Raw genomic sequence first — 19854 nt, forward strand, 5'->3', positions numbered from 1 at the left:
CAGTGACGTCAAAAGGAGAAGATGGATGTCCGTCACGAACTCGGCCCCTTCCAGCCACAACGTTTTCGACAGGGTAAGACGGTTCGCACGCCGCGAAGACGGCACCGCGTCGGTGGAATCCGTCCTGTGGATGCCGATCTTCATCGCGCTTTTCGGACTGATGGTCGACACGTCCCTGATCTTTTTCGGCCAATCGAAGGTTCTGCGCGTGATCCAGGATGGAAACCGCAACCTGTCGATCGGCCGGCTTGACGGCGAGGCCGGAGCCGAGGCCTACATCGAGAACACGCTGGCCGCGCTCAACGTCACTGCCGATGTCACGTCGACTGTAACCGCCGGGGTCGTTCACACCCGAGTTCAGTACGACGCCGCGCAACTCCAGGCGCTCGGTTTCTTCTCCAGCCTTCTGAATCTCAAGGTGACCGTGAGCGCGGACCACATGCTCGAGAACTGGGAGGCGTGAGCGATGGTTGTCCGTTCCAAGATCACCGAGTTTGGCCGCCGCACCGACGGCGCAATGACCTCCTTCGGGGTCCTGCTGGCCATTACGATCATCATCGTTGGAGGCCTGGCGATCGATGTTTCCAATGTCGTCATGGCTCGAACGCACCTGCAGGTAGCTGCCGACTCCGCGGCTCACGCAGCCCTTGTCGTCCGTGAGACAACCGTCGACGAGGGCGTTGCGAAAGGCGTGGCCATCGATATCGCGAACGGCAGCCTTCCGCCCTCCTACTTTGGGTCGACGATCACGGAAGCCGACATCCAGTTCGGCACCTGGGACGCAGCATCGCAGGTCTTCACGCCCTCACCTGGGGCTGATGACGCCGTACTGGTCAACACGCAGCGGCTGGCGGCCCGACAGAACTCGGTCGGCACCTACTTCCTGCGGTTTATCGGCATGAACCACATGGATGTTGTCAGCCAGTCCGTCTTCGAGACCTACATCCCGACATGCTTCCGCGAAGGCTTCGTCGCAGAAGGGCCGGTCGACGTCACCAGCAGCAATCTCTACACCTCGGGGTTCTGCATACACTCGAACTCGTTCGTCGAATTGAACTGCGACAACGAGTACCAGGACGACGTTATCGTCTCGATGCCTGACAAGCGCGACCTCGTCCTCCCTTCGGAGGGATTCGACTGCAATGTGGGGCTGGAGCCTGCATTGCGGGACGGATCCTACGAGCTTCGGATCCTGCAGCGCGTCGCGGAGATAATAGCAGGCGTCCAGGACAAGACCTCGCCGCACTACCGAAGCTACATCACCTCCGATACCCCCGTGTTCATGGATCGAAACCAGAAGATCGATACACAATGGGTTGAAGGGCGTATCCACGTCCTGGACTGCGCGAATTCAACGCAGAAGGCGATGGCGGCGGCAGGCTCTACCATGCGCAGGGGTATCCTCGTGACCGATTGCCAGCTCAACTTCCCCGAGAATGTCGCCTTCGAGGATGCTGTGATCGCCAGTGAGAACCCGACAGCGGGATACGCCATCTCTGCGGCCGAGGGGTTCCGCCTCGGCAAAGTCGACAATTGCGCGGACGGAGGGGATGCGCAGATCGTGACCCGAGGTGGAGTCAAGTTTGCAATGGGCGTCGAGTTCCACAATGGCCAGGTCATTGCGGCGAAGGACATCGCCTTCACCTCGAATGCCGGCACGATCCGCGGCGTCTCTCTTGTCTCAGGAGGCACGATTCACGGCACCACGGAGTCGACGATTGGCTTCTGTGGAGGCGCCGGCATGGAGAACAACTTCTACGCCTGGTACTTCCGTCTGGCGGCATGATCCCGGATATCGATTGCGTGAACGGCGGACTCAAGGTCATCACAGAGCCGACGATGGGCCTCGGAATTCGGAACTTCGGGCGCTACTTCGACAGGTGTCGGCTCAAGCCCATCGCCGCCATGCGGGCGGTCTCGGGTCTTACGAGAGTGGAAGCGGAGGGCTGGGACAAGCGCGGAGGCTTCCCAGCGCCTCTGCCTCGCTACAACGGGTCTGGTGTCGACATGACCGTCAGACCGAGTCCAGCTCCACGGGGACATAGCTGTAGGCGCCGTCCTTGTAGACGCGGAGGAGCAGGGGACGGTCCTCTTCCGCGGCCGTCGCCGCAGCCTCTCGGAGTTGTTCGACACTCGTGACCGCTGTCCGGTCCGCCGACACGATGACGTCGCCGTCGGCGATGTCCGCCTCCGCGGCCGGACTACCTTGCTCGACGCGCGAGACGATCAGGCCCTCGATATCCGCCGGGAGACCCTGCTAGTCCCTCATTCCGGGAGAGAGGCTTGCGACCGCGATGCCAAGCCGTGGCCGCGCCGCCTCGGCCTGATCCGCATCACCGCCGACCTCGTCGCGCGAGGGGCGATTGCCGATAGTCACGGCGATCTGCCGGGTCTCTTCCGCGCCCGTCCGAAGAGTGAGCGTCACCTGCTCCCCCTCTCCGTGCCCCGAGATCGCCGAGGCGAGATCACGTGCCCCATCGATCCGGGTGTCATCTACAGCGGTAATGATCGAACCGGGCTCGATGCCCTCCCTGGCGGCGGGGCTTCCGGGTTCGACCGCGGCCACGAGCGCTCCTTTCGCGTCAGGATAGCCAAGAGAGCGCGCGATCTGCGGTGTGACGTCCTGGATCTGCACACCGACCCAGCCTCCCGCGGATGGCGCCTTTTCCGTCGCCTCTACACCCGCCTGCTTCTGCGGCTGGCTCTGCTCGGCGGTCGTGCCGGTGGCGTCTGCCGACCCGCTGCTGCTCTGCGTTCCGCTAAGCTGCTCTTGCCCTGACCCGCTCCGCGTCTCCGAGACCGGTTGTCCGCCCGGGCCGTAGAGGACGATCTCCGCACCTTGGCGGAGCCTGTTTCGGATCTCCTGAGCCGCTTGCTGACGCAGGTGTTGTTCGATCTGAGGGCGCAGTTGTTCCAGCGGTGGCACGGCCGCTCCGCCTCGCGGCTGAATGGTCTCATACGTGCGCTGGACCGCCTCCTCGGTGACAGCTCCCCTTGTCTCCCGGTCGAGCCAGACCTGCACCATCGCATCCTCCTCGACAGTCTGCGCGGAGTTCTCGACAAGGGCGACAACTTCGGGATCGTCGGCGAGGTTCTGGCTGCGGGCTTCCTCGAGGATCAGTTCCCGGAGGATCAGCTGTTCCAGCGCAAGCGGCACCAGCATCTGCGGCGGCTGCGATTGCAACTGCGGCGGTAGCATCCCGATGATCGTCCTCAGGTCGGAACCGCGGATCTCGGCATCGCCGACGGTGGCCACGAGGTCATCCTGCTGCACTCCGCCTGACTCCGACCGAAAAGGCTGTTGAGCGTTGGGCGACGGCGTCGCGGATTGATCCGTTTGGCCGGCCTGCTGCGCCAGGACGCTTCCACTCGCGAAGGGAAGGCTCAGGAGCGCGACGACGGCCGCGCTGCACATGTTCGGGTTCAGCATCTTCATCTCGATCTCCTTTGTCCGATTGCAGTATTTCAACAGGGCAACCTGCCGGACGTTCCGGACTTTCGGGCCGTCAGCCTCACGTCTCCGCTACCGGTCGAAGCGTGCCTGAGGGTCCATTCCGCCGGTGGCGGATGAAGGGCTTGGTGCGCGGTCGTCTGCGGCCTCTCTTAACAAGGTCGTGAGCAATAATCGGGAAACACCTGCTGCGTTCCCCTGTTGAAGGGTCACTGGCGGCACAGGCCGCCGCAGACCAAAAGGAGAGACTTTATGAATATGGAACTGAAGAAACTCGCCGGTATCGGAGCCATTCTCGCCGCGTTTGCAGCGACGCCCGTGATGGCACAGGAAGACTTCGGCGGCTGGGACGCCGACGGCGACGGCGCGGTAAATCAGGAAGAGTTTACCGAGGGCTGGGGCAACACGTTCGGCGATGAAAGCCCTTACGAAGCCTGGGACGAAGACGGCGACGGCATGCTGACCGAGGATGAGTTTCATACCGGCATCTACAGCTCCTACGACGCTGACGACAGCGGCGTGATCGAAGAGCCGGAATTCGGTGACGCCGGCGACGACATCGGCGACGGCGGCTTCTGGGACGTCTGACTATCCCCCGGGCGGCACAGGCGGGCGCGTGCCTGACTGTTTTCGCTCCAGCCACCACGAGTGGCCGGGCGCCGACGCCGTCGGCGCCCGGACCCGTTGAGCACCTCGAGGCGAACCTGGTTTCGATAGCGCGCGCGATGGGCCGCAAGAGCTGTTCTCGGTTCCTCGGAGGCCCCGCGAGCGTTATCCCTCATCCCCGAATTTATGGCGATCCCGGAAGGACTCGAACCCTCAACCTGCTGATTAGAAGTCAGCTGCTCTATCCTGTTGAGCTACGGGACCGCTCGGGAACTTATGGTCGCGGGCCGGTCGGCTTGGCAAGACGGTTGCGTCGCGCTATGTGGTGAACAGCGTTCAAGAGGAGGCCCGATGGCCCGAGACACCACCCAGCGCCGCGCCGAGCTTCGCGACCGCCTGATCGACATCGCCGAGGACGAAATCCGCGCGAACGGCCTCGCCTCGCTCCGTGCTCGCGCGCTGGCCGACAAGGCGGGCTGCGCGGTCGGCGCCATTTACAACGTCTTCGACGACCTCACCGGGCTTGTCCTCGCCGTCAACGGGCGCACGTTCGGCCGCATGGGGGCCGAGGTGTCCGACGCCGTGCGGCAGGGTCCATCCGATCCCGTGGGCACCATGGTCGTGATGGCGAAAGGCTATCTGCGCTTCGCCCTGCGCAATCCGCGCCTCTGGCGCGCCCTCTTCGACGTTCAGATGACCGCCGACAGCGACGTGCCGCGCTGGTACCTCGAAGAACTCCAGCGCCTCTTCGCGCTGATCGCCGCGCCCCTCCGCATCCTGCACCCCGAGACTCCTGCCGACCGCATCGACCTGATGACCCGCGCGCTTTTCTCGTCCGTTCACGGCATGGTTCTCCTCGGAACCGAGCACCGCATCTCGGCCGTCCCGGAGGACCGCATCGACGAGATGATCGAATTCCTCATCCCCCGCGTCGCGCGGCCGTAGCTAAAAAAAAAGGCCCCGCACCTGCGGAGCCGGTCAGGAAAGAAGGCGGTCGGGTCAGGCCATTGCGGCCGTCATGTCCTCGACCTTGGCATCGCTGGCGTTCTTCGCCACCGAAGCGATGCCGTTGTCGCGCGCGCTGGCGCTCTCATAGGTCTCGGACGAGCCGATGACCTGGCCGTTCGTGGCGCGAAGGTTGAACGAGAACTTGCCGTTCTTCGTCTCCTTGCGCTCGAACCGCGCGTCGATCTGCGAGTTCTTGCGGACGGACTCGACGCCGTTCATGCAGCTCGACTTCCGCTTGTAGCCCTCGCTGGCGAGGATGATCTGCCCGTTGCCGGCCTTCAGCCGGAAACGCGTCTCGCCCTTCTTGTCCTTGTAGACTTCAAACTTTCCCGCCATGTGTCCCTCTTTCTGCTGAATAGGCTATGGGTGCCCAGACGAAAGCAGGGGAGCCGTCGCAAAACAATTCTTTTTTGCGAGAAGGGGGCGGAATGAGCGGGTTCAGTGCGTCCAGCCGTTGCGCCGGTCGGTCGCGAAGTTCTCGCCATACCCGCGCGGACGGACGTTCGGCCGGCGCGGCTTGGGCTCGATCACCACGGCGTCGATCCCATGATCCTTGGCATAGTCCAGCGCCGCTTCCTTCGTCGGAAACGTCATCCGCACCTGCGCGCTGGTGTCGTCTGACGAGGTCCAGCCCATCAGCGGGTCGATGTCGCGTCCGGTCTCGTTGACGAATTCCAGAATCCACATCCGCGTCTTGGCGATGCCGGAGGACATGGCGGACCTGGCCGGGCGATAGATGCGAGCAGTCATGGCGTTGATCCCTTGGTTGGCGAAGCTATCGGAGAAAACGGCGCCGGGATCAAGCACGGGATGAAAGTGCCGGCCGGACGTCGAGGAGCGAGGGGTGGGTGGGTCGCGACGTCCGGCCGGCGGGCCGATCTGCTGCTAGCACGTCCGTTGTTGCACGCCTGACGCGGTCGATCAACACCTAATTCATCTTAAGGTTGTTTCGCGTGCAGACCGCCCAAAACGCACCCGCCTGGCGGTCATACCCTTCATGCCCCCGGCGCATCGCTCACACGCCAATCACGGCTCCTGACACACCCTGTCAGGGGAACAGCTTGAACCGGGACGGAAAGAGAACAAATGTAGGGCTCAGCAAACCCCCGAGTCTTGAACATCATGCACAACAACTCGCCCGAGCAGATGCCGGTCCTGAACCACGTCTCGCCCGATGTCCGCTCGCGCGAAAAGCTCGAGGGCGGACGCCGCTTCGTCATGCGCACCGACTTCCTGCCGGCCGGCGACCAGCCGACTGCCATCGCCGAGCTGTCCGCGGGCGTGAAGGCGGGCGAGCAGAACCAGGTTCTCCTCGGCGCCACGGGCACCGGCAAGACCTACACCATGGCCAAGGTCATCGAAGAGACGCAGCGCCCGGCCATCATCCTCGCCCCCAACAAGACGCTCGCGGCCCAGCTCTACGGCGAGTTCAAGGGCTTCTTCCCGGACAACGCGGTCGAGTACTTCGTCAGCTACTACGACTACTACCAGCCCGAGGCCTACGTCGCGCGCTCGGACACCTACATCGAGAAGGAATCCCAGATCAACGAGCAGATCGACCGGATGCGCCACTCGGCCACCCGGGCGCTTCTGGAACGCGACGACGTCATCATCGTCGCCTCCGTCTCGTGCATCTACGGCATCGGCTCGGTGGAGACCTATGGCGCCATGACGCTCGACCTGCACAAGGGCCGCAATTACGACCCCCGCAAGGTCATCGCCGACCTCGTCGCCCAGCAGTACCGCCGCAACGACCAGTCCTTCCACCGCGGCACCTTCCGCGTCCGCGGCGACGTGATCGAGCTCTGGCCCGCCCACCTCGAGGACAGCGCCTGGCGCCTGTCCTTCTTCGGCGACGAGCTGGAAAGCATCGTCGAGTTCGACCCTCTCACCGGCGCGAAAACGGGAGAATTCGACCGCGTCCGCGTCTACGCCAACTCGCACTACGTCACGCCGCGCCCGACGCTCCAGCAGGCGATCCGCGGCATCAAGGCCGAGCTCAAGACCCGCCTCGCGCAGTTCGTCGACGAGGGCAAGCTGCTCGAGGCGCAGCGGCTGGAACAGCGCACCAACTTCGACCTCGAGATGATGGAGGCCACCGGCTCCTGCAACGGGATCGAGAACTACTCCCGCTACCTCACCGGCCGCGCACCGGGCGAGCCTCCCCCCACGCTCTTCGAATTCATTCCTGACACCGCCATCGTCTTCGCCGACGAAAGCCACGTCAGCGTCCCCCAGATCGGCGGCATGTACCGGGGCGACTTCCGCCGCAAGGCCACGCTGTCCGAGCACGGCTTCCGCCTGCCCTCCTGCACCGACAACCGTCCGCTGAAGTTCGAGGAATGGGACGCCATGCGCCCCCAGTCCGTCTTCGTCTCCGCCACCCCCCAGGCCTGGGAACTGGAGCAGACCGGCGGCGTCTTCACCGAACAGGTCATCCGCCCCACCGGCCTCGTCGACCCCGAGGTCGAGATCCGGCCCGTCTCCATGCAGGTCGACGACCTCCTCGACGAGATCCGCAAGGTCACCCTCCGCGGCTTCCGCACCCTCGTCACCACGCTCACGAAACGCATGGCCGAAGATCTGACCGAGTACCTGCACGAGCAGGGTATCAAGGTCCGCTACATGCACTCGGACATCGACACCCTCGAACGCATCGAGATCCTCCGCGACCTTCGCCTCGGTGCCTTCGACGTGCTCATCGGCATCAACCTCCTGCGCGAAGGCCTCGACATCCCCGAATGCGGGCTGGTGGCGATCCTCGACGCCGACAAGGAAGGCTTCCTCCGCTCCGAGACCTCTCTCGTCCAGACCATCGGCCGCGCCGCGCGCAACGCCGAGGGCCGCGTCATCCTCTACGCCGACCGCATGACCGGCTCGATGGAACGCGCGCTGGCCGAAACCAACCGCCGGCGCGAGAAGCAGCACGCCTACAACGTCGAGCACGGCATCACCCCCTCCACGGTCAAGAAGAACGTCGAGGACGTCCTCGCCGGTCTCTACAAGGGCGACACCGACATGAGCCGCGTGACGGCCAAGGTCGGCAAGACCGTCGTCGGCTCCAACCTCCGCGCCCACCTCGACGGCCTCCGCGACGCCATGCGCAAGGCGGCCGAGAACCTCGAGTTCGAGGAAGCCGCGCGCCTGCGCGACGAGGTCAGGCGCCTCGAGACGGTGGACCTCGTGGTGTCTGACGATCCCCTCGCGCGCCAGTCGGCGGTCGAGGAGGCCGTCGAGAGCGCGCAGAAGGCGAGCGGGCGCAGCAAGGCCGGGAGGGCCGGACAGAGGGGCGGGAACGTGAAGCGGAGGGGGAGGTAGGTTAGTCATGGGAAGAGGCAGCGTTCAGGAAAGACACGTTGACTTCTCACTAGGCCTTGCGATCGCAAGACGATATTACGACGCGGCTGCAGACTTTCTCCCGACCGACCCCCAAGAGTTGGAAATTAGCTTCGCGGCAGTAAGCGATAGGATCGCATTTGCTGCAAGCAATTTGATATTCAGCACAGAACTGTACATAAGAAATGCAGCCATTGATCGAAAAAACGCTCCAAGCCATCACAATGTTTGGAGTCATTATCGAAGAATAGCGCCCGATAACAGAAGTTTATTGCAGGAGCGGTTCAACGACAGGATCGGGCGCAGAACGCATCCAGTTTCTTTATCAGTTGTAGTAAGCCATAGTAAAAAACTGCGAGACGAGCAGGTGAAGGAACTTGCGTCCACAGATCCAAGCAGATCGAAAGGTGAATTTCTTAATCTTGAACGAATACTAAAAGATACCGGTGAGAGCTATAGTGTCTGGCGCTATCTCTACCAGAGCATTGCGGCCCAGAAGGATCACAAGATTGTTCGTTTACACTATGTTCATTTGTTTTGCCTTTGTGAGTGCCTAGACGAGATCTTAGCGAAAACCTACGGTCATGCTACTAAAGATTTCGTTCTTTCTCATCATCCGATTAAGCGGGCTTAGCTTGCATCGCCATCACTGATTGCGCACCAGTACTATGGCAGGACTCATCTCGCCACTCGCCTAAGCAAACTTCCCCATCCTTCCGGCGAGCAATCCGTCCACCGACACGTCCTCGTCCAGCGCCGCCCAGTGCAACCCGAACGGCGTGATCTCCACCGCTGCTCGCTCCGCTGCGCTCGCACCGGCCAACCGCGGGAACCATGCAAGCGGCACGCCCAGCACGCGCCCGTCAGCCAGCGCGACCCACATCGCGCCCTCATCGAACCAGACCCTTTCGGCCAAAACCCTCACCGCTCCCACTCCAGCCCCACCTCGTCCCGGCTGATGAACCCCCGCACCAGGAACCCCTCCTCCTGAACGCGCGGAAACCGCTCCACCCAATCCCGGTACTTGTCGTTCGTGACAACGCGCGCGCCCAGCTTCTCGGCCCGTTCAAGCAGCAGCGGATCCGCCGGCGTCCCCTTCTCGGCGACGAACACATGCTCGCGCGACAGTCCCAGGCGCTCGGCCAATGGCCCCGGCCCCATCCACTTCGTGCCGATCAGGTAGCCGACGTTGGCGTCGAACCAGACCAGCGGGTCATAGCCCTCGGCTTTCAGGATCGACAGGACGTGGCCCACACTGGCGAGGTCGGGCGTGTCGCGATCCCAGTAGAGGACGTTCGAGCCGTCGACGACGATCCAGTTGCCTTTCGGCGTCCGCTCGGGCCGCTTGCGGAAGACAAGGATGAGAAGCGCCGCAACAGCGGCAAGGACGGCGATTTCAACCATAAGGCGCAGCCTAACCGAGGACGTTTCCCGATCAAGTGCCGCCTTGCGTCTACTTCATGATCGCCCGGCCGATGATCAGCACGATCACCGCGCCCGCCAAGGCCACCAGGGCCAGCACCAGGATCCCGCCTGCCGCGATGGCCGTGACGCCCAGGGCCGCCAGAATGAACGGAAGCAGCAAGGCCCCCACGATCCCCAGCAGGATATAGCCCGCCGTATTTTTTCCCGCGACCCGACCGGCGATCGCTCCCGCAAGCGCGCCGATGATGGCGAGGATCACCAACGCGGTCACCCCCAGCCCTTGTAGCAGTCCTTCCATCTCGAATACCTCTCCATCGTCCCCGACTCGACCAACATGGGGCGCGACGGATAGTTTCCCACCTCATGATGCATCTTTCCGCCAGCGGCAGCCACCTCTATCCCGGCGCGACCGGCACCGTCTCGGGAGACGGCCCCGACGTCGTCGTCGACTTCGCCGACCTGTCGCGCACGACGGGTTCGCTCACAGGCGACCGTCTCGTCACGCTGCCCTACGAGACGTCGGCAGGGACGCGTATTCCGACCAAGTCGTGGCGTGTGGACGTCAAGGATGGCCGCTTCCGCATCCTCGCCCGCCACCCCTCCGGCACCGACGCGATACCGACGTGATACCGACGCGATACCGAAACAGTCTTGTGACGCCACTTCCGGCGAATCCGTGCTAGGCTTCTCCCGTAAGCTGGGGGGCTTTGTATGTTAAAGATTGCTTCTGGCGCGCTGTGCGCCATCCTGACCGTAACCGGCGCGAGCGCTCAGGAAACGGTTCCTTGGGCATCCTCGAATGTCGGCGGCTGGAACGTCGCGGTGGACCGTACCATCGGCGATAGCTGCTTCATCCTCGCCGCCTTCGAGAATGACTTCGTCGTCCGTTTCCAGTTCAACAACCGGGCGCAGAACGTCCAGTTCATCATCGGCAACCTGAAGTGGGGGTCGGTCGAGGACGGCGAAGCCTACGACATGGAGGTCGCCTTCGGCGCCGAAGAGCCCTGGTCCGGCGACGGCATGGGCTATCTCTGGAACGACATCCTGCCCAGCCTGGTCCTATCCGTCCCGGTCGAGGGAGAACGCGCCTCGGCCTTCCTGCACGAGTTCGCGCAGATGAACGGCGTCAAGGTCCGCCATGACGGGGTAGAGGTCGCGAACCTCGCCTTCCAGAACAACTCCCAGGCCGTGGCCGAGATGCTGGCCTGCCAGGAGATGATGATGGCGAATGCCGGATCTCTCGACCCCTTCGAGGGCTCCGAGGTCCCGGCCGAGCCGCTCTAGTCCCCGGATTCCGCTGGACAAACGGTGCGGCAGCGGACACCTCTTCGTCATGCGCGAAGGGTTTCCGCCTGTCCGACCGGGGATGTGCATCGGTCTTCTCGGCGGGTCGTTCGACCCTGCCCACGCAGGGCATGCTCTCATCACGCGCGAGGCGCTGAAGCGGTTCGGGCTGGACGAAGTCTGGTGGCTCGTCTCGCCCGGCAACCCGCTCAAGACCGAAGGCCCGGCCCCGATGGCCGACCGCATCCGGCGCGCCCGCGAGGTGATGTCCCACCCCCGCGTCCGCATCACCGATCTCGAGGCGCGCTTCGGCACCCGCTACACCCATGCCACGCTGCGCGCCTTGACCCAAGCTTACCCCGGCGTGCGCTTCGTTTGGCTGATGGGCGCCGACAACCTCGCCGACTTCCACAAGTGGGAGAACTGGCGAGACATCCTCGCCCTCGTCCCCCTGGGCGTCATCGCCCGCCCCGGACAGCGAATCTCGGCCCGCATGTCGCGGGCGGCGCGCATCTTTTCGTCGCACCGACTCAGACCCCGCGACGCCATGCGCCTCTGCGCCGCAACGCCGCCCGCCTGGGTCTTTCTCAACGTACCCATGAGCGACCAGTCCTCGACCCGAATCCGAGCCGAAGGCCACTGGTCAAGGCGCTGAGTCGCTCCGGTCACAATTCCGCTGGTCCTGCCGTCTCCCGCTTGTGCCTCGCCACGGGCGGCCTACAAGGTTTCGCATGAGCAGTAACGTCACGCGCCGCCTCCTTCTGGCCGGCCTTCTGTCCGGTGCGGCCAGCGCCGCTCTGGCTGAAGCGCCCCTCGCCACTCAAAGGCCGCTTCCGCGCGGCATGGCCCCGGTTCCCCCGCCCCGCATCCCGCAGAGCGAGGCTCTGGTGCAGAAGGCGAACCTTGGCGGAAAGGTCGCCTTTGCCGTCGCCGACGCGGGCACGGGCGAAATCCTCGAGGCGCGCCTCGGCGGCGAGCCGATGCCGCCCGCCTCCACGCTCAAGGTGCTGACGGCGCTTTACGGCCTCGACCGACTGGGGTCGGCCTACCGCTTCAAGACGCAGGTGATCGCCACCGGACCCATCGTCGATGGCCGGCTCGACGGCGACCTCGTCCTGGTCGGCGGGGGAGATCCCACGCTCGACACCGATCGCCTCGCCGACCTGGCCAAGGCGATGCGGGAATCCGGGCTGCACGAGGTGAAAGGCCGTTACCTTCTGTGGCCGGGCGCCTTGCCGACGGCAGACCGCATTGACGACGAACAGCCCGAGATCGTGAGCTACAACCCGTCATTCGGCGGCCTGAATCTCAATTACAACCGCGTTCACTTCCAGTGGCAAAGGCAGCAGGACGACTACCTCGTGACCATGCACGCACGTGCCCGGAACTTCAGTCCGGCGACGGACGTGGCGACCATGACCATCATCGATCGCAAGGCGCCCGTCTTCGACTACCGGGCCGGCTCGCGTCGGGATTACTGGTCGGTCGCGCGCGGCGCACTCGGCCAGGATGGCGCGCGTTGGCTGCCGGTACGCTTTCCCGAATGGTACGCGGGCGACGTCTTCCGCACGCTCGCCCGCTCGAACGGCATCCTCCTCGGCAACGCCGAGGTGATCGATGCACCGCCGGAAGGCACGGTCGTGGCCACCATCGAAAGCGACCCGCTCGAGCCCGTCCTGTCCGACATGCTGACGTATTCCACGAACCTGACGGCCGAGGTCGTGGGCCTTGCCGCAAGCCAGGCCGGGGGCGCATCGCCCCAGACCCTCGCCCAGTCCGCCGCCGCCATGCAGTCCTGGGCGTTGATAAACTTCGGCGTAAAGGGCGCGATGCTGGGTGATCACTCGGGCCTCGGCTATGACACGGTCCTTCCGGCCCAGGGCATGGTTCGCGTCCTGGCCGCAAATCCGCGTCTCGCCCCCCTGCTCAAGACCGTAAACCTGTCTCTGGACAAGGCTCGACCCGCTCCGCCGGGTGTGATCGTCCATGCCAAGACCGGGACGCTGAACTTCGTCAGCGCCCTCGCCGGCTACATTCTCGTCGCCGGAGGCCGCACCCTCGTCTTCTCGATCATGACCGCGGACAACGCGCGGCGCGACGCGGTGCCGCGGGAAGAGCGGGAAAGACCGCAGGGGTCGAAAGGGTGGGCAACGCGCTCGCGGCAGCTTCAGAAAGAGCTGATACGCGACTGGGTCAGGCTCTACGCCTGAGCTCAAACGGAAAGGGGCGGCCCCCGAAGGACCGCCCCGTACTCGATAAACCATCAACTCTTGAACTGTTACACCGTCGCGGACGAGCCGCGCGGACCTGCGATGAGCCAGATGATGAAGCCCACGACGGGCAGGATCAGGATCAGTGCGGTCCAGAGTATTTTGGCAAGGACCGAGGCCCCGCTCGTCAGAACTTTGTAGATCGCGTAAATATCCGCGATCAGGACGATAATTCCGAGAAGTCCATATTCCATGGCGGTGTCTCCTTTCGACAATGAAACATCCCGCCCGCCGATGAGTTCCCGAAAAATCTATGGAACGGCTCGGCCCGAGCCGTGTTGTTCCGCGGATTGAAAAGGAGACACCAATGAAACTCGGATATGTTCTGGGTGCTATCGCCATCGCTCTTCTCGTGGCGTTCGGAATCTACTTCGTGGACGTCGATCAGACGCAAGAAGGTGCGATGCCTGACGTAGATGTAAGCGTCGAAGGCGGTCAGCTGCCCGAGACCGAGACCGAAGTCGGTGACATTAACGTCGGCACCGAAGAGGTCGACGTCGAGGTCCCGACCGTCGATGTCCAGTCGCCTGAAGAAGAAGCGACCGAGGAAGGCGCAACCAACTGACACCTCCCTCACCCGGTACGACAGGAAGACGGCCATCAGGGCCGTCTTTTCTGTTCAGGGGCGGGACTAGAGCTTCCGGTGACGCGCCCTCGCTCCTGCCTCGATTGCGGCGGCAAGCAAACGGTCGAGGTTCAGCTCATACCGCATTTCCTCGAGAAACCGCAGCTCTCCCTCGCGCGCGGCGCCGTCCGCGGCCGCGACATCGCACGCCATCGCGTAAGCCGTGTCGAAGAGCCGTTCGGGAAGCGTCCGCCGCACCGTCGCCCACAGGTCGTCAAGCCCGTCTTCGTCGGCAAGGATGCCGAAAAGACGGTTCGACACCTCGCGGATGCGGTCCATGTCATACCCGCTGAAGACCGGCAGGTGGTTCACCATCCGCTCGATCGAAATCAGCTCCGACGTCCGGATCGTCTCGTCCGACGCGGAAACCGAGATCATGAGAGCGATGAGGGTGTCCTCGGGTGTGAAATCGGTCAGGGGCACAGGCTGTTCCTTTGATGCGTTGGCCCAGAATTTATTGACCTCGCGCATGGGTCGCAATAGGACACGCGGGCTTCGACCCAGGGATCCCCAACATGACCGACATGCGTGACGCCGCGATGACCTCGAAGGCCTGGCCTTTCGAAGAGGCGCGGCGGCTGCTGAAACGCTACGAATCCGGCGCCCCCGCTAAGGGATATGTGCTCTTCGAAACGGGCTACGGACCTTCGGGTCTGCCGCACATCGGGACCTTCGGCGAAGTGCTGCGCACCACGATGATCCGCCGCGCCTTCGAGACGATCAGCGACATCCCGACGCGAATGATCTGCTTCTCCGACGACATGGACGGAATGCGCAAGATCCCCGGCAACGTCCCGAACCAGGAGATGCTGCGCGAACATCTCCAGAAGCCCCTCACCAGCGTGCCCGATCCGTTCGGCGAGTTCGAAAGCTTCGGCCACCACAACAACGCGATGCTGCGCCGTTTTCTCGATACCTTCGGGTTCGAGTACGAGTTCTACTCCGCGACGGACTTCTACAAGTCAGGCCAGTTCGACGAGACGTTGCTGAGGGCGGTCGAACGCTACGACGACCTGATGGCGGTGATGCTGAAATCGCTGCGGGACGAGCGGCAGCAGACGTATTCTATCTTCCTTCCGCTCCACCCCGAGACCGGCCGCGTCATGTACGTTCCCCTGAAGGAGATCAGCGCCCGCGACGGCACCATCACCTTTGACGACGACAGCGGCCGGGAATGGACTGTTCCGGTCACGGGCGGCAACGTGAAGCTTCAGTGGAAGCCTGACTTCGGCGCCCGGTGGGCCGCGCTCGACGTCGACTTCGAGATGTACGGCAAGGACCATTCGACCAACACGCCCATCTACGACTCGATCTGCGAGATCCTGGGCGGCCGCGCCCCGGAACACTTCACCTACGAGCTTTTCCTCGACGACAAGGGGCAGAAGATTTCCAAATCCTCGGGCAACGGCATCTCGATCGACGAGTGGCTGACCTACGCCTCGTCCGAAAGCCTGTCGTATTTCATGTTCCAGAAACCGAAGACGGCGAAACGTTTGTTCTTCGATGTCATTCCGAAGGCCGTGGACGAATACCACCAGCAGCTTCGCGCCTATCCCGAGCAGGACGCGGCGGGCAAGCTGGCAAACCCCGTCCACCATATCCACAACGGCAAGGTTCCGGCCTCGAACATGGTCGTGCCCTTTGCCATGCTTCTGAACCTCGCCAGCGTTTCGGGCGCCGAGGACAAGGGGACGCTCTGGGGCTTCATCCGCCGATACGCGCCGGATGCCTCGGCCGCGACGCATCCCGATCTCGACGCCGCCGTGGGTCACGCGGTGCGCTATTTCAACGACTTCGTGAAGCCCGAGCGCAGTTTCCGCGCCCCCGACGCCCGCGAGCGTGCGGCGCTGGAGGATCTGAAGGCGAAGCTGCAGGAGTGGACCGGCGGGACCGATCCCGAGGAGCTTCAGACCATGGTCTTCGCGGTGGGCAAGGATCACGGGTTCGAACCTCTGCGCGACTGGTTCAAGGCGCTTTACGAGGTTCTTCTGGGCGCCAGCCAGGGACCGCGCTTCGGCGGGTTCATCGCGCTCTATGGCATCGACGAGACCGTGGCGCTGATCGACAGGGGGCTTGCAGGCGAGCTGGGCTGAGGCGGTCCCGGTCCAGGGACGCGGAATTGATCCCCCGCTTGTGAACTTTCCCGGACCTCCGGTCGTATATCCTGTCGAACAGACAGGAGACGGACATGACCAACCTCCTTCGCATCGCGTTTCTGCTTCTCGTCGTCGCGGGTCCTCTCCGCGCGGACACGACCCTTCCCGAAGACCCCGAGATCCGCGGCGTCATCGGGTCCCAGATGGACGCCTTCCTCGCCGAGGATCCTACGACCGCCTTCAGCTTTGCCTCGCCCATGATCCAGGGCCGCTTCGGCACCGCGGAGACGTTCGGCGACATGGTCCGCAACGGCTATCCCATGGTCTGGGCACCCGACGAGACGCGGTTTCTCGAACTGCGCGAGATCGACGGCAAGACCTGGCAGAAAGTCATGGTCCGCGACGGCGCGGGTGCCTTCCACGTCCTCGACTACGAAATGATCCAGACCGACGACGGCTGGAAGATCAACGGGGTCCAGCTTTTGCGCCCGCCGGGTGTCGGGGCCTGAAAAGCGGGACCGCACCGAACGCCCTGTTGTGCGACGCTTAACGAGCCATTCCTAGCTTCCCGTCCCAAACGCGCATCGCGATAAAGGGTCAATGGAATGAACAAGGTCATCACCGACGGGCTGGTTCTGATGCCGCCCTCCTTCTCAGCCGGTCTGGCTGTCTGGTCCGCGGGCGACGGCACGCCGGGCTCCACCACATATGATGGCGTCGGAACCGCCGCCGTCGTACCCGGCGACGCCGACTTCGGCGCCTGCCTCGAGGTTCTCAAGACCGACAGCGTCCAGAAGCTGCGCTGGATGGGCGAAACTCCCATCCTTCCCGGATGCTACCTGCGCGTGACAGCAAGGATGAAGGCGATCTCCGGCCCGATCCCGTCGATCCGCATCGCGGGCTGGGCCTCGGACGGCTCGGACGTCCACGTCGCGGGACTGGTCGAGACCGGCTCCAGCGCCATCCCGTCCACCTATGGTGAGGTGGCAGAGGTCTCGGCCATCATCGGGTCCGGCCCGCGCATCGGCGTCGACATGGTCTGGGGCGCGCCCGTCGTCTACGGCCACATCGGGATCGACCTTACAGGCCCCACGGGTGGAGTGGTGCGCATCGACGATATCCGCATCGAAGACGCGACCGACGTCTTCCACCGCACCATGATGGACTGGGTCGACGTCCGCGACTACGGCGCGGCGGGCGACGGCGTGACCGACTGCACCGCCGCCTTCCTCGCCGCCAATGCCGCAGCCCTGGGACGCGGCATCCTGATCCCCGAGGGCATCTACGCCCTGTCAGACGACATCACCCTCGAATACGCCGCCCGCTTTACCGGCACCGTCACCCTTCCCTCCCACAAGGCGCTGATCCTGCGCCGCAACTTCGACCTTCCGAGCTACGCCGCGGCCTTCGGCGACGAAGAGACGGGCTTCAGACGAGGGTTCCAGGCGCTCCTGTCTTTCGCCGACCACGAAAGCTTCGACCTGGGCGGCCGCCGGATCGAGGTCACGGGCCCGATCGACATGGCCGCCGCTGCCGGACAGGACACCTTCGAGATCCGCCGCGTCATCCGCAACGGCCAGTTCAACGTCGTCCCCGGCCCGGCATGGGACAGCGGCACCGTCACCAGTCAAGCATCCTACGACGCCGCCCAGCCCCACACGCTGACCGCCGTCGCCAACGTCGCCAACATCGAGGTCGGCAGCCTCGTCACCGGCCCCGGCGTCGGGCGCGAGGTCTATGTCGCGGCCACGAACGTCGGCGCCGGCACCGTCACGCTGTCGCAGCCGCTCCATGCCGCCCCCGCGAGTCAGACCTACACCTTCACCCGCTTCCGCTACGTCCTCGACTTCTCGGGCTTCTCGAAGCTGTCGAAGTTCACGCTCACCGACGTCGAGATCCACTGCCAGGGCGTGGCCTCCGGCATCCTCCTCGCTCCCTCCGGCGAGACCTTCCACCTGAAGGACAGCTTCGTCACCAAGCCCAGGGACCGGGGCGTCACCAGCCACGGCACGGGCTGCCAGGACCTCCAGATCGACCGCTGCCACTTCACCAGCGATGAGCAGGCCGTGGCCGCCGACGCCCGCATCAGCCGCGCCCTGAACGTCAAGGCCAACGACGCCAAGCTCCGCGACAGCCGCTTTCAGCGCTTCGGCACCACGATGATCCTGCACGGCAACGGCCACCTGATCGTCGGCAACCACTGGTTCCAGGGCGACAACGTGACCGACGGCCCCCGCGCCGCCGGCCTCGTCTTCACCGAGCCGAACGTGAAATCGGTCGTCACCGGCAACTACATCGACAACTGCTTCATAGAGTGGACGAACGAGCACGACGCCGCGCCCGATTTCTCGTCCGAGTACTCCTTCGGCGGCCTGTCTCTCACCGGCAACGTCTTCACGGTCAACGACGCCGCGAGCTGGTTCATGGATCGTGCTCAAGCCCTACGGCGGCGGACACTTCCTGCATGGCCTCTCGGTCACGGGCAACGTGTTCAAGTCGCTGAACGGCACCACCGACCGGGTCGAGAAGGTCGACGCAGCCATGGCGCCTCTCGCCTATGGCTCCGTGCGCAACATCGTTTTCGACGGCAACACCTTCAACGGTGTGGGGCAGGTCACGCAGAACCCCGTCACGCTCGCCTTCGACCAGGAGACCGAGGCCACGACATGGTCCATCGAAACCGGGCCCTGGCTGCCCTTCGGCGGCCGCGCCCGAGAGGCGGTGTCGGTTACGGCCGAGGGCCCGGTGACGAAGACGGGGGGTGCTCCGGTCTTTGCCATGCCCTACGTCATCTGCGAAGCCGGACCGTCGAAGACCGAGATCCGGCTGACTTGGCCTGAACCAGTCAAGGGACGTGTCCACGTCACAGCGCGTGTCGACCGTCCCATCTGACGCAGATCAAGGACACGCCCTCCGCATCATGCTTTCCTTTCGGCGAAACCGAAGGGGAAGCAGATGTACAAGAACATTCTCGTTCCGATCGACCCGTCGCATGGGACGAAGCATGACGATGCGCTCAAGATGGCGCTTCACCTCGCAGAGGACGCCAACGCCTCCATCACCGCGCTCACGGTGATCGAACCCGCGCCCAGCTACATTGGCCTGACGGACACGGCGGCCGACTACGAGAAGATGGCGGCGGACAAGGCGATGGCCGCCCTCCGGCGCTTCGTCGGTCCGGGGTCGGAAGTGAAGACCGTGATCCTCCACGGCTCGCCCGGAACGCAGATCGTCGAGTATGCCCGCGATCACGGCAACGACGTCATCGTCATCGCCTCGCACAAGCCGGGGCTGTCCGACTACTTCCTCGGCTCGACCGCCGCGCGGGTGGTACGCCACGCCGCCTGCTGCGTCCATGTCATGCGATAGAACGTGACCCATGTCTCTGCCGTGCTAGGCTGAGGGGCAGGAGGATCGCCCATGCCGCAGATCACCACGGACCGCGCCCGCCAGACGGTCATCACCACCTTCGAATGCTCGCCGGGCACCTGCACCGACCTTCTCGAGGCGCTCGAAGACGCCTACCGCGACTTCATCTCGAAGCAACCGGGCTTCATCGGCTCGGGTCTCCACGTCAACGATGCGCAGACCCGGATCGCGAACTACACGCAGTGGACGTCCCGCGAGCATTTCCAAGCCATGCTTCGGTCCGACGAGATGCGCCAGCGAAACCGCCATATCGCGTCGCTCTGTTCGCGCTTCGAGCCGGTGATGTACGACGTCGCCTCGGTCTTTTCCTAAACTCGCAGCAGC

General features: G+C 64.1%; 25 protein-coding genes and 1 tRNA gene. 16 read left to right on the forward strand and 10 right to left on the reverse strand.

Translation table 11 applies throughout. The annotated features are described in order from the left end of the window. Nucleotides 1–25: 25 nt before the first annotated feature. Together EF888_RS17790 and EF888_RS17795 are read left to right on the forward strand one after the other, a co-directional pair. The gene (locus EF888_RS17790; protein WP_164721750.1) at nt 26–463 is read left to right on the forward strand and encodes a TadE/TadG family type IV pilus assembly protein; all 438 of its coding nucleotides are present in this window, start codon (nt 26–28) and stop codon (nt 461–463) included. A 3-nt stretch (nt 464–466) separates the two neighbouring features. Then, complete coding sequence (locus tag EF888_RS17795) at nt 467–1786, forward strand: pilus assembly protein TadG-related protein (RefSeq protein ID WP_109759524.1); 1320 nt, start codon at nt 467–469, stop codon at nt 1784–1786. Nucleotides 1787–2014: 228 nt separating this feature from the next. Here EF888_RS17795 and EF888_RS17800 read toward each other — a convergent pair whose 3' ends face one another. Continuing rightward, on the reverse strand, nt 2015–2239 hold the full coding sequence (locus EF888_RS17800) for a PDZ domain-containing protein (protein ID WP_109759523.1): 225 nt from the start codon (nt 2237–2239) through the stop codon (nt 2015–2017). Between the two features lie 18 nt (nt 2240–2257). Then, on the reverse strand, nt 2258–3436 hold the full coding sequence (locus EF888_RS17805) for a PDZ domain-containing protein (protein ID WP_109759522.1): 1179 nt from the start codon (nt 3434–3436) through the stop codon (nt 2258–2260). Nucleotides 3437–3703: 267 nt separating this feature from the next. Between EF888_RS17805 and EF888_RS17810 the strand changes: the two genes are divergently transcribed. Beyond that, nucleotides 3704–4039, forward strand: a complete 336-nt coding sequence (locus EF888_RS17810) for an EF-hand domain-containing protein (RefSeq protein WP_206508359.1) — start codon at nt 3704–3706, stop codon at nt 4037–4039. A gap of 205 nt (nt 4040–4244) precedes the next feature. On the opposite strand, the gene EF888_RS17815 is transcribed toward EF888_RS17810, so the two are convergent. Continuing rightward, nucleotides 4245–4321: transfer RNA gene (locus EF888_RS17815), tRNA-Arg, on the reverse strand. A gap of 87 nt (nt 4322–4408) precedes the next feature. Between EF888_RS17815 and EF888_RS17820 the strand changes: the two genes are divergently transcribed. Next, nucleotides 4409–5002: a TetR/AcrR family transcriptional regulator gene (locus tag EF888_RS17820; protein ID WP_109759521.1), complete on the forward strand. Its 594-nt coding sequence runs from the start codon at nt 4409–4411 to the stop codon at nt 5000–5002. Between the two features lie 54 nt (nt 5003–5056). Here EF888_RS17820 and EF888_RS17825 read toward each other — a convergent pair whose 3' ends face one another. Beyond that, nucleotides 5057–5401 carry a YegP family protein gene (locus EF888_RS17825; RefSeq protein WP_109759520.1) on the reverse strand — a complete coding sequence of 115 codons (345 nt, stop codon included), beginning with the start codon at nt 5399–5401 and terminating at the stop codon, nt 5057–5059. 102 nt (nt 5402–5503) lie between these two features. Then, nucleotides 5504–5815, reverse strand: coding sequence for an ETC complex I subunit (locus EF888_RS17830; RefSeq protein WP_109759519.1), 312 nt, complete (start codon nt 5813–5815; stop codon nt 5504–5506). Between the two features lie 372 nt (nt 5816–6187). Between EF888_RS17830 and uvrB the strand changes: the two genes are divergently transcribed. Together uvrB and EF888_RS17840 are read left to right on the forward strand one after the other, a co-directional pair. Beyond that, the gene (gene uvrB, locus EF888_RS17835; protein ID WP_206508545.1) at nt 6188–8383 is read left to right on the forward strand and encodes an excinuclease ABC subunit UvrB; all 2196 of its coding nucleotides are present in this window, start codon (nt 6188–6190) and stop codon (nt 8381–8383) included. Nucleotides 8384–8390: 7 nt separating this feature from the next. Next, nucleotides 8391–9035, forward strand: a complete 645-nt coding sequence (locus EF888_RS17840; RefSeq protein ID WP_126918611.1) for a hypothetical protein — start codon at nt 8391–8393, stop codon at nt 9033–9035. 60 nt (nt 9036–9095) lie between these two features. Here EF888_RS17840 and EF888_RS17845 read toward each other — a convergent pair whose 3' ends face one another. Genes EF888_RS17845 through EF888_RS17855 form a run of 3 tightly spaced genes read right to left on the reverse strand, consistent with a single transcriptional unit; the run spans nt 9096 to nt 10124 of the window. After that, the gene (locus EF888_RS17845; RefSeq protein ID WP_109759686.1) at nt 9096–9326 is read right to left on the reverse strand and encodes a DUF2442 domain-containing protein; all 231 of its coding nucleotides are present in this window, start codon (nt 9324–9326) and stop codon (nt 9096–9098) included. Then, complete coding sequence (locus EF888_RS17850) at nt 9323–9805, reverse strand: NYN domain-containing protein (protein ID WP_109759518.1); 483 nt, start codon at nt 9803–9805, stop codon at nt 9323–9325. The genes EF888_RS17845 and EF888_RS17850 overlap by 4 nt, the downstream gene beginning before the upstream one ends. A gap of 49 nt (nt 9806–9854) precedes the next feature. Next, nucleotides 9855–10124, reverse strand: a complete 270-nt coding sequence (locus EF888_RS17855) for a GlsB/YeaQ/YmgE family stress response membrane protein (protein WP_109759517.1) — start codon at nt 10122–10124, stop codon at nt 9855–9857. Between the two features lie 65 nt (nt 10125–10189). Here EF888_RS17855 and EF888_RS17860 point away from each other — a divergent pair, with 65 nt between their 5' ends. The 4 genes from EF888_RS17860 (at nt 10190) to dacB (ending at nt 13320) form a co-directional block, all read left to right on the forward strand. Further along, nucleotides 10190–10453, forward strand: coding sequence for a hypothetical protein (locus tag EF888_RS17860; RefSeq protein ID WP_109759516.1), 264 nt, complete (start codon nt 10190–10192; stop codon nt 10451–10453). 84 nt (nt 10454–10537) lie between these two features. After that, nucleotides 10538–11110 (forward strand): hypothetical protein, encoded by a 573-nt coding sequence (locus EF888_RS17865; protein WP_109759515.1) that lies wholly within the window; start codon nt 10538–10540, stop codon nt 11108–11110. A 49-nt stretch (nt 11111–11159) separates the two neighbouring features. Further along, nucleotides 11160–11765: a nicotinate-nucleotide adenylyltransferase gene (locus EF888_RS17870; protein ID WP_109759514.1), complete on the forward strand. Its 606-nt coding sequence runs from the start codon at nt 11160–11162 to the stop codon at nt 11763–11765. 76 nt (nt 11766–11841) lie between these two features. Further along, the gene (dacB, locus tag EF888_RS17875; protein ID WP_109759513.1) at nt 11842–13320 is read left to right on the forward strand and encodes a D-alanyl-D-alanine carboxypeptidase/D-alanyl-D-alanine endopeptidase; all 1479 of its coding nucleotides are present in this window, start codon (nt 11842–11844) and stop codon (nt 13318–13320) included. 68 nt (nt 13321–13388) lie between these two features. On the opposite strand, the gene EF888_RS17880 is transcribed toward dacB, so the two are convergent. Continuing rightward, nucleotides 13389–13574 (reverse strand): PLDc N-terminal domain-containing protein, encoded by a 186-nt coding sequence (locus EF888_RS17880; RefSeq protein WP_109759512.1) that lies wholly within the window; start codon nt 13572–13574, stop codon nt 13389–13391. A 113-nt stretch (nt 13575–13687) separates the two neighbouring features. On the opposite strand from EF888_RS17880, the gene EF888_RS17885 reads away from it, so the two are divergent. After that, nucleotides 13688–13945: a hypothetical protein gene (locus EF888_RS17885; RefSeq protein ID WP_109759511.1), complete on the forward strand. Its 258-nt coding sequence runs from the start codon at nt 13688–13690 to the stop codon at nt 13943–13945. 66 nt (nt 13946–14011) lie between these two features. On the opposite strand, the gene EF888_RS17890 is transcribed toward EF888_RS17885, so the two are convergent. Beyond that, complete coding sequence (locus EF888_RS17890; protein WP_109759510.1) at nt 14012–14476, reverse strand: tellurite resistance TerB family protein; 465 nt, start codon at nt 14474–14476, stop codon at nt 14012–14014. A gap of 44 nt (nt 14477–14520) precedes the next feature. On the opposite strand from EF888_RS17890, the gene EF888_RS17895 reads away from it, so the two are divergent. The 5 genes from EF888_RS17895 to EF888_RS17915 all read left to right on the forward strand — a co-directional run bounded on the left by EF888_RS17895 (nt 14521) and on the right by EF888_RS17915 (nt 19842). Further along, nucleotides 14521–16098 (forward strand): lysine--tRNA ligase, encoded by a 1578-nt coding sequence (locus EF888_RS17895; protein ID WP_109759509.1) that lies wholly within the window; start codon nt 14521–14523, stop codon nt 16096–16098. Between the two features lie 95 nt (nt 16099–16193). After that, nucleotides 16194–16610 (forward strand): DUF4864 domain-containing protein, encoded by a 417-nt coding sequence (locus EF888_RS17900; protein ID WP_109759508.1) that lies wholly within the window; start codon nt 16194–16196, stop codon nt 16608–16610. A 96-nt stretch (nt 16611–16706) separates the two neighbouring features. After that, entirely contained in the window at nt 16707–18941 is a 2235-nt protein-coding gene (locus tag EF888_RS17905; RefSeq protein ID WP_338143038.1) for a glycosyl hydrolase family 28-related protein, read from the forward strand. A gap of 115 nt (nt 18942–19056) precedes the next feature. Then, nucleotides 19057–19470, forward strand: a complete 414-nt coding sequence (locus EF888_RS17910) for a universal stress protein (protein ID WP_109759507.1) — start codon at nt 19057–19059, stop codon at nt 19468–19470. A gap of 51 nt (nt 19471–19521) precedes the next feature. After that, entirely contained in the window at nt 19522–19842 is a 321-nt protein-coding gene (locus EF888_RS17915) for an antibiotic biosynthesis monooxygenase family protein (RefSeq protein ID WP_109759506.1), read from the forward strand. Nucleotides 19843–19854 lie beyond the last annotated feature (12 nt).

Origin of the sequence: Silicimonas algicola (genome assembly GCF_003970735.1) — a bacterium.
Classification (GTDB): Bacteria; Pseudomonadota; Alphaproteobacteria; order Rhodobacterales; family Rhodobacteraceae; genus Silicimonas; species Silicimonas algicola.